Below are 20,253 nucleotides of genomic sequence, written 5' to 3' on the forward strand. Positions count from 1 at the left end.
TCCACGCAACCGTGACGTGGCCGGCGCGCCGCAGCAGAACACGCCGGATACCTGCCCTCACAACAATTCAGGCAGGGTCCGTGATGCCGAGGTCCGCTGTATGCCTGATGAATTGCTCCACCTGCCTGTGATCCAACGCATTCTGGCCCGTGACAAGGATACCCCCGGCGCGCTGTTGCCGATCCTGCATGCCATCCAGCACGACATCGGCTACATCCCCGATGCCGCTGTCGCCGAAATTGCCCATGCCCTGAACCTCAGCCTGGCCGAGGTGCGTGGGGTGATCAGCTTCTACCACGATTTCCGCACCACGCCACCGGCGCGCCACACCCTGCGCCTGTGCCGCGCCGAGTCGTGCCAGAGCCGGGGCGCCGAGGCGCTGGCCGCGCAACTGCGCGAACAGCTGGCGCTGGACGACCACGGCACCAGCGCCGACGGCGCCATCAGCCTGCGCCCGGTGTACTGCCTGGGCGCCTGTGCCTGCTCGCCAGCGCTGGAACTGGACGGCCAGGTGCATGCGCGCCTTACCCCGGAGCGCCTGCGCGCGCTGGTCAACGCTTGCCGGGAGGACGCAGCATGCTGAAGCTGTATATCCCCTGCGATTCGGTAGCCCGTGCCGTGGGCGCCGACCAGGTTGCCGATGCATTGCAGCGTGAGGCCGAGCGCCGCCAGCTGCCGCTGGATATCCAGCGCACCAGCTCCCGCGGGCTGTATTGGCTGGAGCCGCTGCTGGAGTGCGACAGCGCGCAAGGGCGCCTGGGTTTCGGCCCGGTCACCCCGGAAGACGTGCCGTCCTTGCTCGACGCCTTTACCGGTGAGCCCGGTGAACCTGGTGGCCACTCGCTGGCCCTGGGGCCGGTCGAGGACATCCCTTACCTCAAGACCCAGCAGCGCCTGTTGTTCGCCCGCGCCGGCATCACCCGCCCGTTGTCGCTGGACGACTACCGTGCCCATGGCGGTTTCGCCGGCCTTGAAGCGGCCGTGGCCCTGGACGGTGCCGAGGTGGTCGCCGCCGTGCTCGATTCCGGCCTGCGCGGCCGCGGCGGTGCGGCGTTCCCGGCCGGCATCAAATGGCGCACCGTGCGTGACGCCGGGGCCGGGCAGAAGTACGTGGTGTGCAACGCCGACGAGGGTGACTCCGGTACCTTCGCCGACCGCATGCTGATGGAAGGCGACCCGTTCCTGCTGATCGAAGGCATGATCATTGCCGGCCTCGCCGTGGGTGCCGACAAGGGCTACATCTATGTGCGCTCGGAATACCCCGACGCCATCCGCGTGCTTGACCAGGCCTTCGCCATCGCCCGTGACGCCGGCTATCTCGGCAGCAACGTGGCCGGCAGCGGCCAGGCCTTCGACCTGGAAGTGCGGGTCGGCGCCGGCGCCTATATCTGCGGCGAAGAAACCGCGCTGCTCGAATCCATCGAAGGCAAGCGCGGCATCGTTCGCGCCAAGCCTCCGCTACCCGCGCTGCAGGGCCTGTTCGGCCTGCCGACGCTGGTGCACAACGTACTCACCCTGGCCTCGGTACCCGTCATCATGGCCAAGGGCGCGGCGTTCTATCGCGACTTCGGCATGGGCCGCTCGCTGGGCACCATGCCGTTCCAGCTGGCCGGCAACATCCGTCAGGGCGGCTTGGTGGAGCGTGCCTTCGGCCTGACCCTGCGCGAGCTGGTGGAAGGCTATGGCGGCGGCACGGCCAGCGGCCGGCCGCTGAAGGCCGCGCAGGTGGGTGGCCCGCTCGGTGCCTGGGTACCGCCCAGCCACTTCGATACGCCGCTGGACTACGAAGCCTTTGCCGCCATGGGCGCGATGCTCGGCCACGGTGGTGTGGTAGTGGCCGACGACACCCTGAACATGGCCAGCATGGCGCGCTTCGCCTTGCAGTTCTGTGCCGAGGAGTCCTGTGGCAAATGCACCCCGTGCCGCATCGGTTCGACCCGGGGCATGGAAGTGGTCGACCGGCTGATCGCCACCAGCGACATGACCGAACGGCATGACCAGGCCCTGTTGCTGCGCGACCTGTGCGACACCATGCAATACGGCTCGCTGTGCGCCATGGGCGGCATGACCGCCTATCCGGTGGCCAGCGCGCTGAAGTACTTCCCCGCCGATTTCGGGCTGACCCACACGGAGGCCGCGCAGTGATCAATTTCTTCGACCCCGCTTCTGATAAAAGCAGCGACCTCGGCACCCCGGCCCGTGACAGCGAGGTACAGGTCAGCCTGAGCATCGATGGCCGCGCCATCACTGTGCCCGCCGGTACTTCGGTGATGCGTGCCGCGGCCATGCTCGGCACCAGCATCCCCAAACTGTGTGCCACCGACAGCCTCGAAGCCTTTGGCTCGTGCCGCATGTGCATGGTGGAAATCGAAGGCATGCGCGGTTATCCGGCCTCCTGCACCACCCCGGTCAGCGAAGGCATGGTGGTGCACACCGAAACCCCGCGCCTGGCAGGCCTGCGCCGTAATGTTATGGAGCTGTACATCTCCGACCACCCGCTGGACTGCCTGACCTGTTCGGCCAACGGCAACTGCGAGCTGCAGACCGTGGCCGGCCAGGTGGGCCTGCGCGAGGTGCGCTATGGCTACGACGGCGCCAACCACCTGGCCGAGAAAAAGGATGTATCCAACCCGTATTTCGACTACGAGCCGAGCAAGTGCATCGTCTGCAGCCGCTGCGTGCGTGCCTGCGAGGACATCCAGGGCACCTTCGCCCTGACCATCACCGGGCGCGGTTTCGAATCGCGGGTGGCGGCGGCGGGTGGTGAAAACTTCCTCGCCTCCGAGTGCGTGTCTTGCGGCGCCTGCGTGCAGGCCTGCCCGACCGCGACCCTGACCGAAAAGAGCCTGGTACAGCTGGGCCAACCCGAGCGTGCGGTCATCACCACCTGCGCCTATTGCGGCGTCGGCTGCTCGTTCCGCGCCGAAGTGAAGGGCGACCAGCTGGTGCGCATGGTCCCGGACAAGAACGGCGGCGCCAACCACGGCCACGCCTGCGTCAAGGGCCGCTTCGCCTGGGGTTACGCCACCCACCCGGACCGCATCACCAAGCCAATGATCCGCAAGCGCCTGGAAGACCCATGGCAGGAAGTCAGCTGGGACGAGGCGGTGACCTACGCCGCCAGCGAGTTCCGCCGCATCCAGCTGAAGTACGGTCGCGATTCCATCGGCGGTATCACCTCCAGCCGCTGCACCAACGAAGAAGCCTATCTGGTGCAGAAACTGGTGCGCACGGCGTTCGGCAACAACAACGTCGACACCTGCGCGCGGGTATGCCATTCGCCCACCGGCTATGGCCTGAAGCAGACCCTGGGTGAGTCGGCCGGTACACAAAGCTTCGACTCGGTGATGCAGGCCGACGTGGTGCTGGTGATCGGCGCCAACCCCACCGACGCCCACCCGGTATTCGGCTCGCAGCTCAAGCGCCGCCTGCGCCAGGGCGCGCGGCTGATCGTGATCGACCCACGGCGCATCGACCTGGTCGACTCGCCGCACGCCCGCGCCGAGCTGCACCTGCAACTGCGCCCCGGTACCAACGTGGCCATGCTCAACGCCCTGGCCCACGTGATCGTCACCGAAGGCCTGCTGGCCCAGCGCTTCATCGATGCCCGCTGCGAAACCGAAGATTTCGCCCGCTGGCGCGACTTCGTCAGCCTGGCGGAAAACGCCCCCGAAGTGCTTGGCCCGGTCTGCGGCGTGCCTGCCGAGCAGATCCGCGCCGCCGCCCGGCTGTACGCCACCGGCGGCAACGCGGCGATCTACTACGGCCTGGGTGTGACCGAGCACAGCCAGGGCAGCACCGCGGTGATGGGCATCGCCAACCTGGCCATGGCCACCGGCAACATCGGCCGTGAAGGGGTAGGGGTGAACCCGCTGCGCGGGCAGAACAACGTGCAAGGCTCGTGCGACATGGGCTCGTTCCCCCACGAACTGCCCGGCTACCGGCACATTTCCAACGAAGTTGTGCGCGCCGAGTTCGAGCAGGCCTGGGGCGTGACCCTGCAGCCTGACCCGGGCCTGCGCATCCCCAACATGTTCGAGGCTGCGCTGGACGGCAGTTTCAAGGCCCTTTACTGCCAGGGCGAGGACATTGCCCAGAGCGACCCCAACACCCAGCACGTCACTGCGGCCCTGCTGGCCATGGAGTGCGTGGTGGTGCAGGACATCTTCCTCAACGAAACAGCCAAGTTCGCCCATGTGTTCCTGCCGGGCAGCTCGTTCCTGGAGAAGGACGGTACCTTCACCAATGCCGAGCGGCGTATTTCGCGGGTGCGCAAGGTCATGGAGCCGCTGGCCGGGAAGGCCGACTGGGAGGCGACCATAGCCCTGGCCAATGCCTTGGGCTACCCGATGAGCTACCGTCACCCGTCCGAGATCATGGACGAGATCGCCCGCCTTACGCCTACCTTCCACCGCGTCAGCTACGCCGAGATCGACCGCCACGGCAGCCTGCAGTGGCCGTGCAACGACGCAGCGCCGGATGGCACGCCGACCATGCACATCGACCAGTTCGTACGTGGTAAGGGGCGCTTCATGCTCACCGGCTACGTGCCCACCGAGGAGAAGGTCAACAACCGCTACCCGCTGCTGCTGACCACCGGGCGCATTCTCAGCCAGTACAACGTCGGCGCCCAGACCCGGCGTACCGGCAACGTCGCCTGGCATGACGCCGACCGCCTGGAAATCCACCCGACCGACGCCGAAAGCCGTGGCATCCAGGATGGCGACTGGGTCGGCATCGGCAGCCGCGCCGGGCAGACGGTGCTGCGCGCCAAGGTCAGCACGCGGGTGGCGCCGGGTGTGGTGTACACCACCTTCCACTTCCCAGAGTCGGGGGCCAACGTGATTACCACCGACAACTCCGACTGGGCCACCAACTGCCCTGAGTACAAGGTGACGGCGGTGGAGGTGGTGAAAGTGTTCCAGCCGTCGCAGTGGCAGAAGCGCTACCAGGACTTCAGTGACGAGCAGCGGCGGTTGTTGAAGGAGCGTCGTATTGCCGAGAAAACCGAGGTGCGCCGATGAGCAGTGAGAATCTGGTCAAGATGGCCAACCAGATTGCCCATTACTTCGACAGCGAGCCAGACCGGGCGCTGGCGGTGCAGGGGATACGGCAGCATCTGCAGAGCTTCTGGACGCCAGCGATGCGCCGGCAACTGGCGGAATGGGCCGAGGCCAATGCAGGGGAGGGGCTGGACCCGAAGGTGCAGGAAGCGTTGGCCTAGCGTTTGGTGTCGAATGGGGCTGCTGCGCAGCCCATCGCCGGCAAGCCAGCTCCCACAGGTACTGCACATGACTCATTGGTTCAGCGAGGCTCTGTAGGAGCAGCCTTGTGCTGCGAAGAGGCCGGTACTGACAAAGCCTGTCTATGGCTTGTACCGGCCTCTTCGCAGCACAAGGCTGCTCCTACAAAGGACGCTTCAAACGAGCGATATTTGTTTTCTGCCCTACAGCGCAGATCAAAAGGGCTGGGCAATCTCCCACAGGTACTGTCGATGTGGGAGCTGGCTTGCCGGCGATAGGGCCCTGGCAGATTGAACTCAGCCGCGGGCCAGTTCCGCCAGATGGGCAATTGCCTCCTCGCTCTTGAGCACCAGCACATCCCCCTCCAGCGAATCCAGCACCACCTCCGCGGTATTACCAATCAACGCCCCGGAAATCCCCGTGCGGCACACCGTGCCGATCACCGTTACCACGGCATCGAGCTTCTTCTCGGTATGCGGAATCAGCACATCCGCCGGCCCTTCGGCCACATGCAGGCACTCATCGCTGATGCCGTACTCGGCCTGGAACGCCTTGCAAGCCTCGCGGTAGCGCTTCTCGATGGTCTCGCTCAGTTGGTACGCCGGGTCCGATGCCGACAGCATCGGCGACGGATGAGCGCTGATGACATGAAGCTCGCCCTTGGCCAGCCCGGCAATGGCATAACCATGGTCGATGATGCTGGCATGCAGGCGGCGGTGGTCCTCGTCCTGGTTGCCCACGTCCACCGCGGCCAGAATCTTGCCGCCGGTCCACGGCCGCTCGCTCTTGACCATCAGCACGGCACACGGGCATTGGCGCAGCAGCTTCCAGTCGCTGGGGGTGAGCAGGGCCTTTTTCAGCGGGTTGTCCGGGCGGTGTTCCTTGATCACCAGCTCGCAGCCCTCGGCCTGCTGCACGTAGATGATGGTGTCGTGCAGGTTGTCGCGCCAGGCCTCCTCATGGGTGACGCTGTCGTACCCGTCATCATGCAGCTGGCTGCTCAGCAGGCTCAGCAGCGCGCTGTGGTCATGCCTTTTGTCGCACATCAGCAGGTGCAGGCGGGCGCCGGTGACGCCGGCGATCAGCTTGGCCCGGGTCAGTGCCCGGCTGTGGGCGTGCTCGGGGTCGAGGACGACGAGGATGCTGCGGACGGCTTGCATGGGCGTTAACTCCCTTCAAAGGTGGCGACCAATGCCTGACTATAGTCGGCGCTTCCCCCGCTGGCGCTTGATGTACATCAAGCATAGTCACTGGCGCCGCCCGCCGCCGCCGGTATAATCGCCGGCCCTGCCAGTTCTTTGTGGTTGCACGCTCATGTCCCTGATCCCCGAAATCGACGCCTTTCTTGGTTGCCCGACACCAGACGCCTGGATCGAAGCGGCGCTCGCCGACCAGGAAACCCTGCTGATCGACCACAAGAACTGCGAGTTCAAGGCTGCCAGCACCGCCCTGAGCCTGATCGCCAAGTACAACACCCACCTCGACCTGATCAACATGATGTCGCGCCTGGCCCGCGAGGAGCTGGTGCACCACGAGCAGGTGCTGCGCCTGATGAAGCGTCGTGGCGTGCCGCTGCGCCCGGTGTCGGCGGGGCGATATGCGTCGGGGCTGCGGCGGCTGGTGCGCGCCCACGAGCCGGTCAAGCTGGTGGATACGCTGGTGGTGGGGGCGTTCATCGAGGCGCGCAGCTGCGAGCGCTTTGCCGCGTTGGTACCGCATCTGGACGAGGAACTGGGCCGCTTCTACCACGGCCTGCTGAAGAGCGAAGCGCGCCATTATCAGGGTTATCTGAAACTGGCGCACAACTATGGCGAAGAGGCAGACATTGCCCGCCGGGTGGACCTGGTGCGTGCAGCGGAGGTGGAGCTGATCCAGTCACCGGACCAGGAGCTGCGCTTCCACAGCGGTATCCCGATGGCGCAGGCCGCCTGATTCGCACCAGGCGGCCCAGGCGTCAGTGACGGCGGCCCAGCAGCAGGCCGACCACCAGCCCGAGGCCAGCGGAAATGGCCACGGTCTGCCACGGGTGGCCACCGATATAGTCCTGGGTAGCGTCCATCACCGGTTGCGCCTTGCTGCGTACCTTGTCGGCGGCATTGCGCGCCTGGCGTAGCTTGAGGCTTACCTGCGCACGCAGGGTTTCCGCCTCGTCACCCACAAGGGCGGCGCTGTCGTTCAGCAGTTTTTCCGACTCTTCGATCAGCGCCTGCAGTTCGCTGAATACCTGGTCCTTGATCTGATCGCTGTCGGTCAGCGGGGCGTTTTTCCGGGCCATGAACTCGTCCTCGTCGATGGTGTGGCTTGAACAATGGATGCCGGCGCGTCGGGAAAGTTGCGGCGGCTTTGGGCTGTTGCAGTACCTGGGTGTAAGATAGCGGCCATTTTCAAACCTGCAGGTACCTTCATGAGTTTCAATCTGGCCAACATGAGCTTCGAGGAACGGGCGCAGATCGAGGCAGAGAAGGCCCGGCTGTTCGAGCTGTGGCAGAACAACCTGGGCAAGGCCAAGGGCGAAGCGGCACGGTTAATCGCCGAGAAACCACGGCGCAAAGGCAAATGGGCCGAGTGGGTGCGCGCCGAGCTGGATGGCATGTCGCCGCCCGAATACGCCAACATGGTGCGCAGCGAAGTCAACAAGCTGATGGCCGCAGCCAGCGCCAGCCGCTGATCACACCCCGCCAGGCGCCTACCAGTAGGCGCCCTTGGGCAGGTCCAGCTTGCCCTCGTCGGTAAAGCGCACGGTCCCCAGCAGCCCGCCGGCCAGCTTGCCGCGCAGCACATAGGGCAGGCCTTGCAGCGAGTCCACCTGGCCCAGCCCATAGGCCTGGCGCAGGAAGGAAAACGCCGTGATGCTCACCGGCACCACGATCACCGCTTCGCCATAACGGCCGATGTGCCCCTGCTGGTCGCTCACCCCGGCAGCCAGAGGCTGGCCGTTCACCTCCAGGTTCAGGGCGATGCCGTTGTAGTCGATCGGCGCCTCGTTGGGGTTTTGTACCCGCATCTTCACCGCCATGCGCAGTTCCAGCTCCTGCCCGGGCAGCGGCTCGATACCGATCACGCTGATATTGACCGGGTCGCGTGCCTGGAACAGCGCACAGGCCCCCAGGCCGCAGGCCAGCAGCAGGACCAGGAACAGGCGGGCGTAGCGGTGCAGACGGGCAGCCATGGGGTGCGACCTTGCCAGAGTGGGCGAATGGGCAGTGTGGCAAATACGCGTCGGCGTTGAAAGTCACCGTCCAGATGAAAGATACTGTTTCTCATTAACGCCCGATAACTTCTCCTACTGGCCGTTCCCGAACCCATGCTGACTTCTCCCGCGCCGGGCCTGCTGGCAAGCTTCCAGGAGCACTACGACGACCTGCTTCAGTTCCTGACCCGGCGCATGAGCGACCGTCAGCGCGCTGCCGATGTCGCGCAGGAAACCTACCTGAAGCTGGTCAACATCGACCAGCAGGCGGTGCCGGTGCTGCACGCGCGCAGTTTCATCTTCCGCGTGGCCGGCAACCTGGCGATCGATGCCTTGCGCCGCGAGCAGCGCATTGCCGCTAGCCACGACGACAGCGAGCGGGCAGGTGAGGTCGCCTGCCCGGCGCCGGCCCCGGAGGCGGCCTTGCTGGCCCGGGAGCGCTTGCAGATCCTCGACCAGGCGCTGCTGCAGCTGTCCGACAATGCCCGCCAGGCGCTGTTGCTCAACCGCGTCGACGGCCTGACCCAGGCGCAGATCGCGCAGCGCCTGGGGGTTTCCGAAAGCATGGTGGCGAAATACATCGGCCAGGCCCTGCGCCATTGCCGCAACTGGCTCAAACAGGCGGGGGTGGCTGCTGCACTGGTGTTGGCCGTTGGTGTGGCGGGTTGGCAGAAGGCGCCAATGCTGCTGGCGGATTACCACACCGGGGTAGGTGAGCGACAGGTGATTACGTTGGCAGATGGCACGCGGGTGACGCTGAACAGTGCCACAGCCCTGAGCGTGGTGTTCAGCGACCGTGAGCGGCGGGTGGTGCTGGAATCTGGTGAGGCCTTGTTCGAGACAGCCGATGATTCACGGCCCTTTGTGGTCGATACGGCCGGTGAGCGGGTGCAGGGGAGTGCGGCCACCTTCAGCGTGCGTCGTGATGGCCGCGTGGTATTGGCCCATGGCGAAGCCAAGGTTGGCGAGCATGAACTGGCAGTAGCGGCCGATGCCGGTACGCAGATGGCCTGGCAGCGCGGCAAGCTGATCTTCAACGGCAAGCCGCTGGGGCAGGTGCTGGCGGAGCTCGAGCGTTACCGGCATGGGCGGATCGTGTTGTCCGATAGCAAGCTGGCGGCGATGCAGGTCAGCGGGGTGTTCGACCTCGATGAGCCGGAGGCCCTGTTGCGGACCCTTGAGCAGCGCTATGGGCTGAAGGTGACCTACCTGCCGTGGTTGGCCGTGGTTCATTGATTCGCCTGTGCCGGCCTCTTCGCAGCACAAGGCTGCTCCTACAGCGAACTGCGATCCCTGTAGGAGCAGCCTTGTGCTGCGAAGAGGCCGGCACAGAAATAAAAATATTTTCCATTTGGCACTGCAAGTTCCTGCAATCCAGATCGTCGTAGTGGGACTGATCAGCAACCAATTCTCATTTACGACTTGTCAGGAAGCTCATTCGTGCCTCTGATGCTCAAGCCCTTGCACCGCCGCCGCGGTCCGCTTCACCATGCCCTGATGTCCTGCAGTGCCCTGGCCATGCTGGTCGGCCCGCTGCAGGCGTTTGCCTCGACCGCCACCGAACAGGCCCAGACTCAGGCCCGCCAGGTCCAGCTCGACCTGCCGGCCCAGCCGCTGGACCACGCCCTGACCACGTTCGCCGACCAGGCCGGCCTGCACCTGCTGTACACCACCGGCGACGTCGCCGGCCAATCCAGCCCGGCCTTGCAGGGCAGCTACAGCATCGAGCAGGCCCTGCAGCAGTTGCTGTCCGGCAGCGGCATGAGCTGGCACTTCAGCGATGCCCGCACGGTGACCCTGCGCAAGGCCGACGCTGCGCCGCAGGCGGTCATTCTCAAGCCGATCGAGGTCAGCGTGGCCTCGCGCACCAGCACTGCGATCAGTGAAATCCCCGGCACCGTGTGGGTGGTCGACCAGCAGCAGTTGCGCGAGCAGATCGACAGCGGCGTCAGTTTGAAGGAAGCCATCGGCAAGCTGGTGCCAGGCCTCGACCTGGCGCCGGAAGGCCGTACCAACTACGGCCAGAACATGCGCGGGCGCAATGTGCTGGTGATGATCGACGGGGTCAGCCAGAACAGCTCGCGCGGCCTGTCACGCCAGTTCGACAGCATTTCGCCGTTCAACGTCGAGCGCGTCGAAGTGCTGTCTGGCGCCAGTGCCATCTACGGTGGTGGCGCCACCGGCGGCATCATCAACATCGTGACCAAGAAGGGCGAACCCGGCCCGGCGCGTTTCGAGACCCAGCTCGGTGCCAGCAGCGGCTTCAACAACAGCGACGACCTGGCCACCCGCTTCGCCCAGTCGATCAGTGGCGGCAACGAACGGTTCAACGCCCGCCTGGGGGTTTCCGGCGAGCAGAACGAAGCCTTCTACGACGGCGCCGGCGACCAGATCTTCATCGACAACACCCAGACCGACCTGCAATACAACCGCACCATCGACGTGCTCGGCACCTTGGGGATGCAACTGAACGACCAGCAGAGCCTCGACCTGCTGGCCCAGTACTATGACTCGGGCAACCATGGCAGTACCGGTATCTACTTCCCCAACCTGAATTACAACGCCCCGTCCGACCTGGAAGACGCCGAACTGCGTAGCGGCTACTCGTCGGACCTGGAGCCGCGCACCCGGCGCCTGCTGCTGAACGCCAACTACCACCACACCGACGTGCTGGGGCAGGACTTCTACCTGCAGGCCTCGTACCGCAAGGAAGACGACAACTTCTACCCGTTCCCGTACTACAACCGCGCCACGCCCACCGGCTCGCGCGGGGTGTACTTCGCCGCCTCGCAGCAGAACTTCGAAGTCACCAGCCTCAAGGGCCTGTTCGCCAAGCAGTGGGACGCGCTGAAGCTGACCTACGGCGTCGACCTGGACCGCGAGCGCTTCAATGCCGAGCAGACCACCTTCAACGCCCAGACGTCGTCCGAGTCGGGTGGCCTGGAGCTGGAAAAGGAAAGCAAGGCCGCGCGCTACCCCAGCTACCGGGTCGATGGCGTGTCGGTGTACGCGCAGCTGGACTGGCATGCCACCGAGAACCTTACCTTGTCCGGCGGCGCCCGGCGCCAGCAGATGGATGTGGACGTCAGCGACTTCAAGGGTGTGCCGGGTGGCAGCAACGATTACCAGGTCAACCTGTTCAACGTCGGTGCCATCTACGACTTCAAGAATGGCCACCAGGTATGGACCAACTACGGCGAAGGCTTCGACCTGCCCGACCCGGCCAAGTACTACGGCAAGCCCGGTCTGAGCGTGGCCGACAACCCGCTGGCCGGCATCAAGAGCCGCCAGGTGGAACTGGGCTGGCGCTATGCCGACCTGGACTGGGATGCCCAGGCGGCGCTGTACTACATCTGGTCGGACAAGATCATCAACGTCGACTCGCAGACGCTGACCATCAATGTGGAAGACCAGAAAAGCCGCGACTTTGGTTTTGAGGGCGCGCTGACCCGGCACTTCCAGACCGGCTGGGAAACCGGTGGCACCCTGCACCTGACCCGCTCCGAGGAGGAGGATGTCGATGGCGGCTGGATCAAGCGCGATGCCCGCTATGCCTCGTTGTCCAAGGCTACCGCGTTCGTCGGCTGGAAGGGCGATGGCCGCAGTGCGCGGCTACAGGCCAACCATGCCTTCAGCCTGAAGGACGATGCCGACCACGAGATCGACGGCTACACCACCTTCGACCTGCTGGGCAGCCAGGATACCGGCTTCGGCACCTTCAGCGCCGGCATCCAGAACCTGCTGGACAAGCAATACAGCACGGTCTGGGGGCAGCGTGCGACGCTGTTCTACTCGCCGACCTACGGGCCGGCGTACCTGTATGACTACCAGGGGCGCGGGCGCACCTACACGCTGACCTGGAGCATGGCTTACTGAGCCTGCGCGGTTCTGTGGGAGCGGCCTTGTGTCGCGAAAGGGGTGCGAAGCGCCCCCAGGATTTCGGCTCTGCAGCACATATTACTGGGGCCGCTTTGCGGCCCTTTCGCGACACAAGGCCGCTCCTACAGAGACCGCACATGCCTGGGGAAGTCGCGGTCCCTGTAGGAGCGGGTTTACCCGCGAAGAGGCCAGGTCAGGCAAACGACGCCAGCAAATCCTGCGCAAACGCCTGCTGTGCCTCGCCAACTGCTTGCGCCCGGTGCCTGGCCAGGGTAAACGGCACCACAAAGTCCAACCCCGGGTCCAGCGCCCACAACAGCCCCTCAGCCTCCCAAGCTTGCGCACAATGACATGGCAGATAGCCAATATGCCGCCCCGACAGAATGAACGTCAGCACGCTCTCGATCTGCTCCGCCACCGCCATGCTGCGCTGGCTCTGGAACGGCTCGCCGCCCTTGAGAAACCGGTACGGATGGCGCACCTGGTCCATCGCCAGCAACCGCTCCCGGCCAACGCCAGCCTCACCGAACAGCACATGGCCCTTGCCGCAATACAGCCGTTGCCGCTCCTGGAACAGCGGCTGGTAGTCGAAGGCTGCCTGGTTGCCGGAAAAGTAGCTGATGGCGTAATCCAGCCGCTGCTCCAGCAACAAGCGCTCCAGCTCTGCCGGTGGCGCACTGATCAGCTCCAGCTGCACCGCTTCCTCGCGCCTGCGAAACGCCGCAATGGCCGCCGCCAGCTTCAGGCTCACCGCCTTGTCCTGGCTCTCCGCCATGCCTATGCGCACGGTCCCCAGCAGCCGCCCGGCAACGCCATTGGCCTGCTGGCGAAACTGTTCGATGTTCAGCAATAGCCCACGGGCGGCGTCCAGCAACAACGCGCCCTTTTCCGTCAGGTGAAAGCCACCTTTGCCGCGGCTGCACAAGCGGTAGCCCAGCCGCGCTTCCAGCTGCGCCATGCGCTGGCTGATGGTGGGCTGGCTCAGGCCCAGCACGCCTTGCGCGGCGCTGAAACCACCGGCCTCGACTACAGTGACGAACAGCCGCAGCAGGTGCAGATCGGGGTCGTGCACTTGTCCGAGCATTACATTGCTCCTGATGAATGTCAGCTTTGAAAACTTGCCATTCCTGCAATGTAACCCGGCTGGCATGCTCGCGGCATCCACCCATTTGCCGAGGTGTCCGCCATGCGTCGATCGTTGTGCCTGCTGTCCCTGGTCCTGGCCTTGCCGCTGCAGGCCGAAGAAAAGGTCGTCAACCTCTACAGCTGGGCCGACTATGTCGCCCCGCAAACCCTCCAGCGCTTCGAGCAGGAAACCGGCTACAAGGTGCGCTACGACACCTTCGACACCACCGAAGTGCTGGAAACCAAGCTGCTGACCGGTGGTAGCGGCTATGACGTGGTGGTGCCGTCGTCAACCGTACTGGCCCGGGCGCTCAAGGCAAATGCCCTGCAGCCGTTCGATCCCCAGGCCATGCCCGGCTATGCCAACCTCGACAAGGACCTGCTGGCCAAGCTCGCCGAGGCCGACCCCGGCAACCGCCATGCCGTGCCCTACACCTGGGGCACCCTGGGCCTGGGGGTGAATGTGGAAGCGGTGCGCCAGCGCCTCGGGGATGTACCGCTGGACAGCCTCGACCTGCTGTTCAAGCCCGAGTACGCCAGCCGGCTGAAGGACTGCGGCATCGCCATGCCCGACTCGCCCCAGGAGGTGATCGGCGTGGCCCTGAACTACCTGGGCAAGGACCCTTACAGCCAGGACAAGGACGACCTGGCCGCCGCGCAGAACCTGCTGAGCCAGCTGCAGCCGTCGATCAGCTACGTCGCCAATGGCCGGCAGATCAGCGACCTGGCCAACGGCAGCGTGTGCCTGGCGCTGACCTACAACGGCGATGCGGCGATGGCCGCCGACCAGGCGCGTCGCGCTGGCAAACCATTCGAGCTGATCTACCGCATCCCCCGCGAAGGCACGCTGGTGTGGCAGGACAACCTGGTCATTCCCAAGGACGCTCCGCACCCCGAGGCCGCGCGGGCGTTCATCGCCTTCATGCTCAAACCCGAGTCGGTCGCCGCGCTGACCAACACGCTGTTCTTCGCCAACGCCAACCAGGCGGCCACGCCGCTGGTGGACGAAGCAGTGCGCAACGACCCGGACATCTACCCGTCGGCCGCGGTGCGCCAGCGCCTGTATGCCGACCGCAGCATGGCCCTGGCCGACCTGCGCCAGCGCAACCGCCTGTGGACCGCGTTCCGCAGCCGCCAGTAACCGATAACGACAAAGGAACCCGACCGTGGAGCAAGCCGCAAACAACGACCAGGCCCTGACCCGCGACAGCCTGTATGGCACCGCTACGGAAAGTACCTACGCCGGCATTACCAGTTTCTCTCGCCGCCGCTACAGCCGCGACCTGCGTGGTGTCGATGTGGTGGTCAGTGGTGTGCCGTTCGATACTGCCACCAGCAACCGCCCCGGTGCGCGCTTCGGCCCGCGGGCGATCCGCGCCGCCTCGGTGCAGCAGGCCTGGGCCCGGCACTGGCCGTGGGCGTTCGACCCGTTCGACCACCTGGCGGTGATCGACTATGGCGATTGCGCCTTCGACAGCGGCACCCCGCAGTCGGTACCGGACAGTATCGAGACCCATGCCACGCATATTCTGGAAGCAGGCTGCGCCATGCTCACCCTGGGTGGCGACCACTTCATCAGCTACCCGCTGCTCAAGGCCCATGCCCGCCGCCATGGCCCGCTGGCGCTGATCCACTTCGATGCGCACAGCGACACCTGGCCGGACGAGGAAGGCAAGCGCATCGACCACGGCACCATGTTCTGGCATGCCGCCCGCGAAGGCCTGGTGGACCCGGCCAGCTCGGTGCAGATCGGCCTGCGTACCACCAATGAAGACAGCCAGGGCTTTGCCATCCTCGACGCCCGGCAGGTGCACCGGCAGGGCACCGAGGCGGTGATTGCGGCGATTCGCCAGCGGGTGGGCGAGCGGCCGGTTTACCTGACCTTCGATATCGACTGCCTCGACCCGGCGTATGCGCCCGGTACCGGCACGCCGGTATGCGGCGGGCTGAGCACGGTGCAGGCGCTGGAGATCCTTGGCGGGCTGCGCGGCATCAACCTGGTGGGCATGGACCTGGTGGAGGTGGCGCCAGCCTATGACCATGCTGACATCACCGCGCTGGCCGGGGCGACCCTGGCGATGGAAATGCTGTGCCTGTATGCGGCGCGGCACAAGGTGGACAAGGGTCAGTAACCTGGGGCCGCTTTGCGGCCCATTCGCAGCACAAGGCTGCTCCTACAGGGAGCGGCCTTGTGTCGCGATGGGCTGCAAAGCAGCCCTCAAGGCCCATACTGAAACATCAGGAATCATCTCCACCCGCATTCACACTTTTGCCGCGAACCCTTCGCGCCTTAGGCTATCAAACCCACCAGGCGCGGCATTTTCGTACAGGAGGTGAAGCATGACCCCGACCTTGCCCATCCTGGCCCTCGGCCTGGTGCTGTGCCTGCCCGCGCAAGCGGCCCCCGAGCCGCCCTTGCAACTCGCCGCCGGCAACAACAACCCCTACAACAGCCCGATCCAGCGCGCCAACCCCAACAGCCGCCAGGGCAGCATGCCGGCCACGCCTCCCGTGCGCGGCCCGTCCACCGACCCGTACCAGCGCACGCCCACCCTGGACAACCGCGGCATCGGCAATGGCGACAACCTGCGCCGCCAGCAACAAACCCCGAACCTGGAGCCCAGCCGACCACCGCGCGACAACCCGCGCGCGCCATGAGCGCCCTACGAAAGGAATCCTGCATGCTTCGAGCACCCTGGCTTGTAACCCTGACCGCCGCCGCAATCCTGCCCCTGCTGGCGCAGGCGGCGGCCGAACAGCAGTTCCGCAGTGAGGAAGGCACCTTGACCGTCAGCACCCTGGCCGATGGCCTGCGCAACCCTTGGGCCCTGGCGTTCCTGCCGGGCGGCAAGGACATGCTGGTCACCGAGCGTGCCGGCAACTTGCGGGTGGTCAATGCCGAAGGCAAGGTCGGCCCGCCGATCAGCGGTGTACCCAAGGTCTGGGCCGAGGGCCAGGGCGGCTTGCTGGATGTGGTGCTGTCGCCGGAGTTCGCCAAGGACCGCACCGTCTACCTGTCCTACGCCGAAGAGGGCAGTGACGGCAAGGCCGGTACGGCGGTCGGCCGTGGCCAGTTGTCCCAGGACCGCGCCCGGCTGGAAAACTTCAACGTCATCTTCCGCCAGCAGCCCAAACTGTCGGAGGGCAACCACTTTGGCTCGCGCCTGGTGTTCGACCGCGACGGCTACCTGTTCATCGCCCTCGGTGAAAACAACCAGCGCCCTACTGCCCAAGACTTGGACAAGCTGCAAGGCAAGATCGTGCGTATCTTGCCGGACGGCGAAGTGCCCAGGGACAACCCCTTCGTCGGCAAGGACAATGTGCGGCCGGAGATCTGGTCGTTCGGCCACCGCAACCAGCAAGGCGCCGCACTCAACCCCTGGACCGGCAAGCTGTGGACCCACGAGCATGGCCCGCGCGGCGGCGACGAGATCAACATTCCCGAACCCGGCAAGAACTATGGCTGGCCGATTGCGACCCACGGCATCAACTACTCGCTGCTGCCGATCCCCGAGGCCAAGGGCAAGCATGTACAGGGTATGGTCGACCCGCACCATGTATGGGAGAAGTCGCCGGGAATCAGCGGCATGGCGTTCTACGACAGCCCTAGGTTCAAGGCCTGGGACCACAACCTGTTCATTGGCGCGCTGGCTACCCAGGAGCTGATCCGCCTGCAACTGGATGGCGACAAGGTGGTGCATGAAGAGCGTTTGCTGGGTGAGCTGAAGGCGCGTATCCGCGATGTGCGGGTGGGGCCGGATGGCTACCTGTATGTGCTGACCGATGACAAGGACGGCGCGCTGCTGAAAGTTGGATTGGGAGATAGCTGAGCCAAAGTCACATGCACCGGCCTCATCGCCGGCAAGCCAGCTCCCACAGGGATAGCGCATGGCTTGGGGCCAATGCGGTCGAGGTGGGAGCTGGCTTGCCGGTGATGAGGCCGGTGCAGATAATGCCGCATGGCTATCGATCCCCATTCCCTCTACCAGCAGGCCCTGACTACCCAGGGCTATGTCGCCGACCCCGCCCAGGCCCGCGCCGTCGAGGCGTTGCAGGCCTGTTTCCAGGCCGTCGAACAGGGCCGCCCCACCCAGGGTATCTACCTCTGGGGCCCGGTCGGCCGCGGCAAGACCTGGCTGATGGACCAGTTCCACCGCTGCCTGCGGGTACCCAGCCGGCGCCAGCACTTCCATCACTTCATGGCCTGGGTCCACCAGCGCCTGTTCCAGCTCAACGGCACCGCCGACCCGCTGCTGGCGCTGGCCGGGGAACTGGCCGGGCAGATTCGCGTGCTGTGCTTCGACGAGCTGTTCGTCAACGACATCGGTGACGCGATCATCCTCGGCCGCCTGTTCCAGGTACTGTTCGACCAAGGCGTGGTGATTGTCGCCACCTCCAACCAGCCACCCGAGCAGCTGTACCGTGACGGTTTCAACCGCGAGCGGTTCCTGCCGGCCATCGCCGCCATCCAGCGGCACATGCAGGTGCTGCCGGTAGCCGGCGAGCAGGACCACCGCCTGCACCCCGGCGCCGAGCGCCAGCGTTACTGGGTGGCGCAAGCGGGGCAGGCCAGCCAGCTGGGCGAGGTGTTCCGCCAGCTCAGCCCCGGCGACGAAGGCCACGATCAGCCCTTGGCGATCGGCTCCCGGCAGGTGCAGGTGGTGCGGCGCAGCGCGCAGGCCATCTGGTGCCGTTTCACCGACCTGTGCGAACAGCCGCTGGCGGCCATGGAGTTCATGGCCCTGTGCGACCGGTTCCCGGCCATCCTGGTGTCGGGCATTCCGGCGCTGGGGGGTGAACAGCGGGCCGGGCGTATTGCCCGGGGCACCGAGGATGCTGCGGCGCGGGTGGTGGCGGGCGACCGCGAGCTGCCGGCGCTGTCGCCCAAGGACGACGCGGTGCGCCGCTTCATAGCCCTGGTCGACGAATGCTACGACCGCCGGGTGGCGTTGTACCTGGAGGCACAGGTGCCGCTGGATGCCCTCTACACTCAAGGGTATCTGGCGTTCCCGTACCAACGGACCCTGAGCCGGCTACGGGAGATGCAACTGCAACGCTTCGCCTGAAAAGGAGCCGAACCATGGAGCCGCTGTCGCATCATCTGCTGACCCAGGCCTACAACAATGGCTGGGCCAACCACCGTCTGTACAAGGCCTGCCTGCAACTGACCCAGGACGAATTCGTCGCCCCCCGCTGCAGTTTTTTCCCGTCGATCAAGGCCACCCTCAACCACCTGCTGACGGTGGACTGGTTCTACCTGCACATGCTCGAGTGCGAGCAGCGTGGCGAGCAGCCCGACGCCGACGGCGAGCGCTTCTTCGACCCCGAACAGCCGTTTGCCACCTGCACCGACCTGCACGCCGAACAGGCCCAGGCCGATCACCGGCTGATCGCCTATTGCCGGGGCCTGCGCGATGGTGAGCTGGCGCGCTATGTGAGCATCGTGCGCCCCGAGCGGGTACAGCGCGAGCAACGGCTGCGGTTGTTGGCGCACCTGTTCGAGCACCAGATACATCATCGTGGGCAGGTGCATGCGATGCTCAGTGATACGGCAGTGAGGCCGCCGCAGCTGGATGAGTTTTTCTGCGAGGAAGAGGCGGGGTTGCGGGCGGCGGACTTTGCCGAGCTGGGCTGGACCGAGGAGCAGGTCTGGAAAGTGTAGGGGGCTGCTTTGCAGCCCTTCGCGGGCTCGCCCGCTCCCACAGGTACTGCACAGGTTTTGGCAGCTGTGCACTACCCGTGGGAGCGGGCGAGCCCGCGAAGGGCCGCAAAGCGGCCCCCAATTTAGATCTAGCGCCCTAACCACTCGACCAGCGTACGGTTGAACCGCACCGGCTCCTCGATCTGCGGCGCATTCCCCATGCCTTCAAAGGTAATCAGCTCACCCTTGGGGATCAGCTTGGCCACCTGCGGCCCCAGCACTGCATACTTGCCCAGCTTCGCTTTCACCTCCGGCGGCGCGATATCACTGCCGATGGCCGTGGTGTCCTGGTCACCTATCAGCAGCAGGGTGGGCATCTGCAGGTCCTTGAACTCGTGGTACACCGGCTGGGTGAAGATCATGTCGTAGATCAGCGCCGAGTTCCACGCCACTGCTTCATGCCCCGGCCCCTTGTTCAGGCCCACCAGCATCTGCACCCAGCGCTCGTACTCCGGCTTCCAGCGCCCGGCGTAGTAGGTCTTGCGCTCATACTCGCGCACGCCTTCGGCATCCAGCTTGAGCTCGCGCGCATACCACTGGTCCACCGTGCGGTAGGGCACGCCCAGGGCTTTCCAGTCTTCCAGGCCGATGGGGTTGACCATCGCCAGGCGCTCCACCTGCTGCGGGTACATCAGCGCATAGCGGGTGGCGAGCATGCCGCCGGTGGAGTGGCCGAGCACGATGCTTTGCTTCACGCCCAGCTGTTCGAGCAGGGCATGGGTGTTGCTCGCCAGCTGCTGGAAGCTGTACTGGTAATGCGCCGGCTTGCTGGAGCTGCAGAAGCCGACCTGGTCGGGGGCGATGATCCGGTAGCCAGCCTTGCTCAGGGCGTCGATGGTGGTTTCCCAAGTGGCGGCGCAGAAGTTCTTGCCATGCATCAGCACCACGCTGTGGCCGTTGGCCTGGCCCTGGGCGGGCACGTCCATGTAGCCCATCTGCAGGGCCTGGCCCTGGGACTTGAAGTCGAAATGCTTGAGCGGATGCGGGTAGCTGAAGCCCTCCAGCTGGGGGCCGTAGGTGGGCGATTCGGCGGCGATGGCCGAACTGCCGGCGAGGCAGGCCAGGGCCAGGGCGGTTGCGCGCAGCATGGGGGCACTCCGTGTAGGGCCATGTAG

Annotated in this window: 19 protein-coding genes; 14 read left to right on the forward strand and 5 right to left on the reverse strand. The window is 65.5% G+C overall.

The features are described from left to right. The first annotated feature begins 100 nt into the window (after positions 1-100). From E5221_RS10100 to E5221_RS10115, 4 genes are read left to right on the forward strand one after another with little or no spacing between them, the layout of a single operon-like run. Positions 101-583 (forward strand): formate dehydrogenase subunit gamma, encoded by a 483-nt coding sequence (locus E5221_RS10100; RefSeq protein WP_013971800.1) that lies wholly within the window; start codon positions 101-103, stop codon positions 581-583. Further along, positions 577-2,145: a formate dehydrogenase beta subunit gene (locus tag E5221_RS10105; protein WP_236222863.1), complete on the forward strand. Its 1,569-nt coding sequence runs from the start codon at positions 577-579 to the stop codon at positions 2,143-2,145. The genes E5221_RS10100 and E5221_RS10105 overlap by 7 nt, the downstream gene beginning before the upstream one ends. Continuing rightward, positions 2,142-5,024 (forward strand): formate dehydrogenase subunit alpha, encoded by a 2,883-nt coding sequence (fdhF, locus tag E5221_RS10110; protein WP_015269627.1) that lies wholly within the window; start codon positions 2,142-2,144, stop codon positions 5,022-5,024. Before E5221_RS10105 ends, fdhF begins: the two co-directional genes overlap by 4 nt. Then, the gene (locus E5221_RS10115; protein WP_013971803.1) at positions 5,021-5,224 is read left to right on the forward strand and encodes a formate dehydrogenase subunit delta; all 204 of its coding nucleotides are present in this window, start codon (positions 5,021-5,023) and stop codon (positions 5,222-5,224) included. The genes fdhF and E5221_RS10115 overlap by 4 nt, the downstream gene beginning before the upstream one ends. Positions 5,225-5,539: 315 nt before the next feature. Here E5221_RS10115 and E5221_RS10120 read toward each other — a convergent pair whose 3' ends face one another. Next, the gene (locus E5221_RS10120; RefSeq protein ID WP_182329997.1) at positions 5,540-6,403 is read right to left on the reverse strand and encodes a universal stress protein; all 864 of its coding nucleotides are present in this window, start codon (positions 6,401-6,403) and stop codon (positions 5,540-5,542) included. Between the two features lie 154 nt (positions 6,404-6,557). Between E5221_RS10120 and miaE the strand changes: the two genes are divergently transcribed. After that, positions 6,558-7,175: a tRNA isopentenyl-2-thiomethyl-A-37 hydroxylase MiaE gene (miaE, locus tag E5221_RS10125; protein WP_013971805.1), complete on the forward strand. Its 618-nt coding sequence runs from the start codon at positions 6,558-6,560 to the stop codon at positions 7,173-7,175. 22 nt (positions 7,176-7,197) lie between these two features. On the opposite strand, the gene E5221_RS10130 is transcribed toward miaE, so the two are convergent. After that, entirely contained in the window at positions 7,198-7,518 is a 321-nt protein-coding gene (locus E5221_RS10130; protein ID WP_003256286.1) for a DUF883 family protein, read from the reverse strand. 129 nt (positions 7,519-7,647) lie between these two features. Between E5221_RS10130 and E5221_RS10135 the strand changes: the two genes are divergently transcribed. Then, positions 7,648-7,911 carry a hypothetical protein gene (locus E5221_RS10135; protein ID WP_003256287.1) on the forward strand — a complete coding sequence of 88 codons (264 nt, stop codon included), beginning with the start codon at positions 7,648-7,650 and terminating at the stop codon, positions 7,909-7,911. Between the two features lie 18 nt (positions 7,912-7,929). Here the strand turns inward: E5221_RS10135 and E5221_RS10140 are convergent, their stop codons facing one another. Continuing rightward, positions 7,930-8,412: an LEA type 2 family protein gene (locus tag E5221_RS10140; RefSeq protein WP_013971807.1), complete on the reverse strand. Its 483-nt coding sequence runs from the start codon at positions 8,410-8,412 to the stop codon at positions 7,930-7,932. Between the two features lie 135 nt (positions 8,413-8,547). Between E5221_RS10140 and E5221_RS10145 the strand changes: the two genes are divergently transcribed. Both E5221_RS10145 and E5221_RS10150 read left to right on the forward strand, forming a co-directional pair. Then, positions 8,548-9,669, forward strand: coding sequence for a sigma-70 family RNA polymerase sigma factor (locus E5221_RS10145; RefSeq protein ID WP_013971808.1), 1,122 nt, complete (start codon positions 8,548-8,550; stop codon positions 9,667-9,669). Between the two features lie 213 nt (positions 9,670-9,882). Further along, on the forward strand, positions 9,883-12,309 hold the full coding sequence (locus E5221_RS10150; RefSeq protein ID WP_247847732.1) for a TonB-dependent receptor: 2,427 nt from the start codon (positions 9,883-9,885) through the stop codon (positions 12,307-12,309). Positions 12,310-12,505: 196 nt separating this feature from the next. Here E5221_RS10150 and E5221_RS10155 read toward each other — a convergent pair whose 3' ends face one another. Next, positions 12,506-13,396 carry a LysR family transcriptional regulator gene (locus E5221_RS10155; RefSeq protein WP_023661939.1) on the reverse strand — a complete coding sequence of 297 codons (891 nt, stop codon included), beginning with the start codon at positions 13,394-13,396 and terminating at the stop codon, positions 12,506-12,508. A 102-nt stretch (positions 13,397-13,498) separates the two neighbouring features. Between E5221_RS10155 and E5221_RS10160 the strand changes: the two genes are divergently transcribed. The 6 genes from E5221_RS10160 (at position 13,499) to E5221_RS10185 (ending at position 19,099) form a co-directional block, all read left to right on the forward strand. Next, positions 13,499-14,578: an extracellular solute-binding protein gene (locus tag E5221_RS10160; protein WP_039614158.1), complete on the forward strand. Its 1,080-nt coding sequence runs from the start codon at positions 13,499-13,501 to the stop codon at positions 14,576-14,578. Positions 14,579-14,603: 25 nt separating this feature from the next. Further along, on the forward strand, positions 14,604-15,569 hold the full coding sequence (gene speB / locus E5221_RS10165; protein WP_247847286.1) for an agmatinase: 966 nt from the start codon (positions 14,604-14,606) through the stop codon (positions 15,567-15,569). A gap of 208 nt (positions 15,570-15,777) precedes the next feature. Next, entirely contained in the window at positions 15,778-16,095 is a 318-nt protein-coding gene (locus E5221_RS10170) for a hypothetical protein (protein WP_003256290.1), read from the forward strand. Between the two features lie 23 nt (positions 16,096-16,118). Further along, entirely contained in the window at positions 16,119-17,267 is a 1,149-nt protein-coding gene (locus E5221_RS10175; protein WP_247847289.1) for a PQQ-dependent sugar dehydrogenase, read from the forward strand. Positions 17,268-17,396: 129 nt separating this feature from the next. After that, complete coding sequence (gene zapE, locus E5221_RS10180) at positions 17,397-18,503, forward strand: cell division protein ZapE (protein ID WP_061551507.1); 1,107 nt, start codon at positions 17,397-17,399, stop codon at positions 18,501-18,503. 14 nt (positions 18,504-18,517) lie between these two features. After that, positions 18,518-19,099, forward strand: a complete 582-nt coding sequence (locus tag E5221_RS10185; protein ID WP_061551508.1) for a DinB family protein — start codon at positions 18,518-18,520, stop codon at positions 19,097-19,099. A 128-nt stretch (positions 19,100-19,227) separates the two neighbouring features. Here E5221_RS10185 and E5221_RS10190 read toward each other — a convergent pair whose 3' ends face one another. Beyond that, positions 19,228-20,226 carry an alpha/beta hydrolase gene (locus E5221_RS10190; RefSeq protein ID WP_247847292.1) on the reverse strand — a complete coding sequence of 333 codons (999 nt, stop codon included), beginning with the start codon at positions 20,224-20,226 and terminating at the stop codon, positions 19,228-19,230. Positions 20,227-20,253: the final 27 nt, after the last annotated feature.

It is taken from the genome of Pseudomonas sp. A2, from assembly GCF_023100865.1.
Taxonomy (GTDB): Bacteria; Pseudomonadota; Gammaproteobacteria; order Pseudomonadales; family Pseudomonadaceae; genus Aquipseudomonas; species Aquipseudomonas asiatica.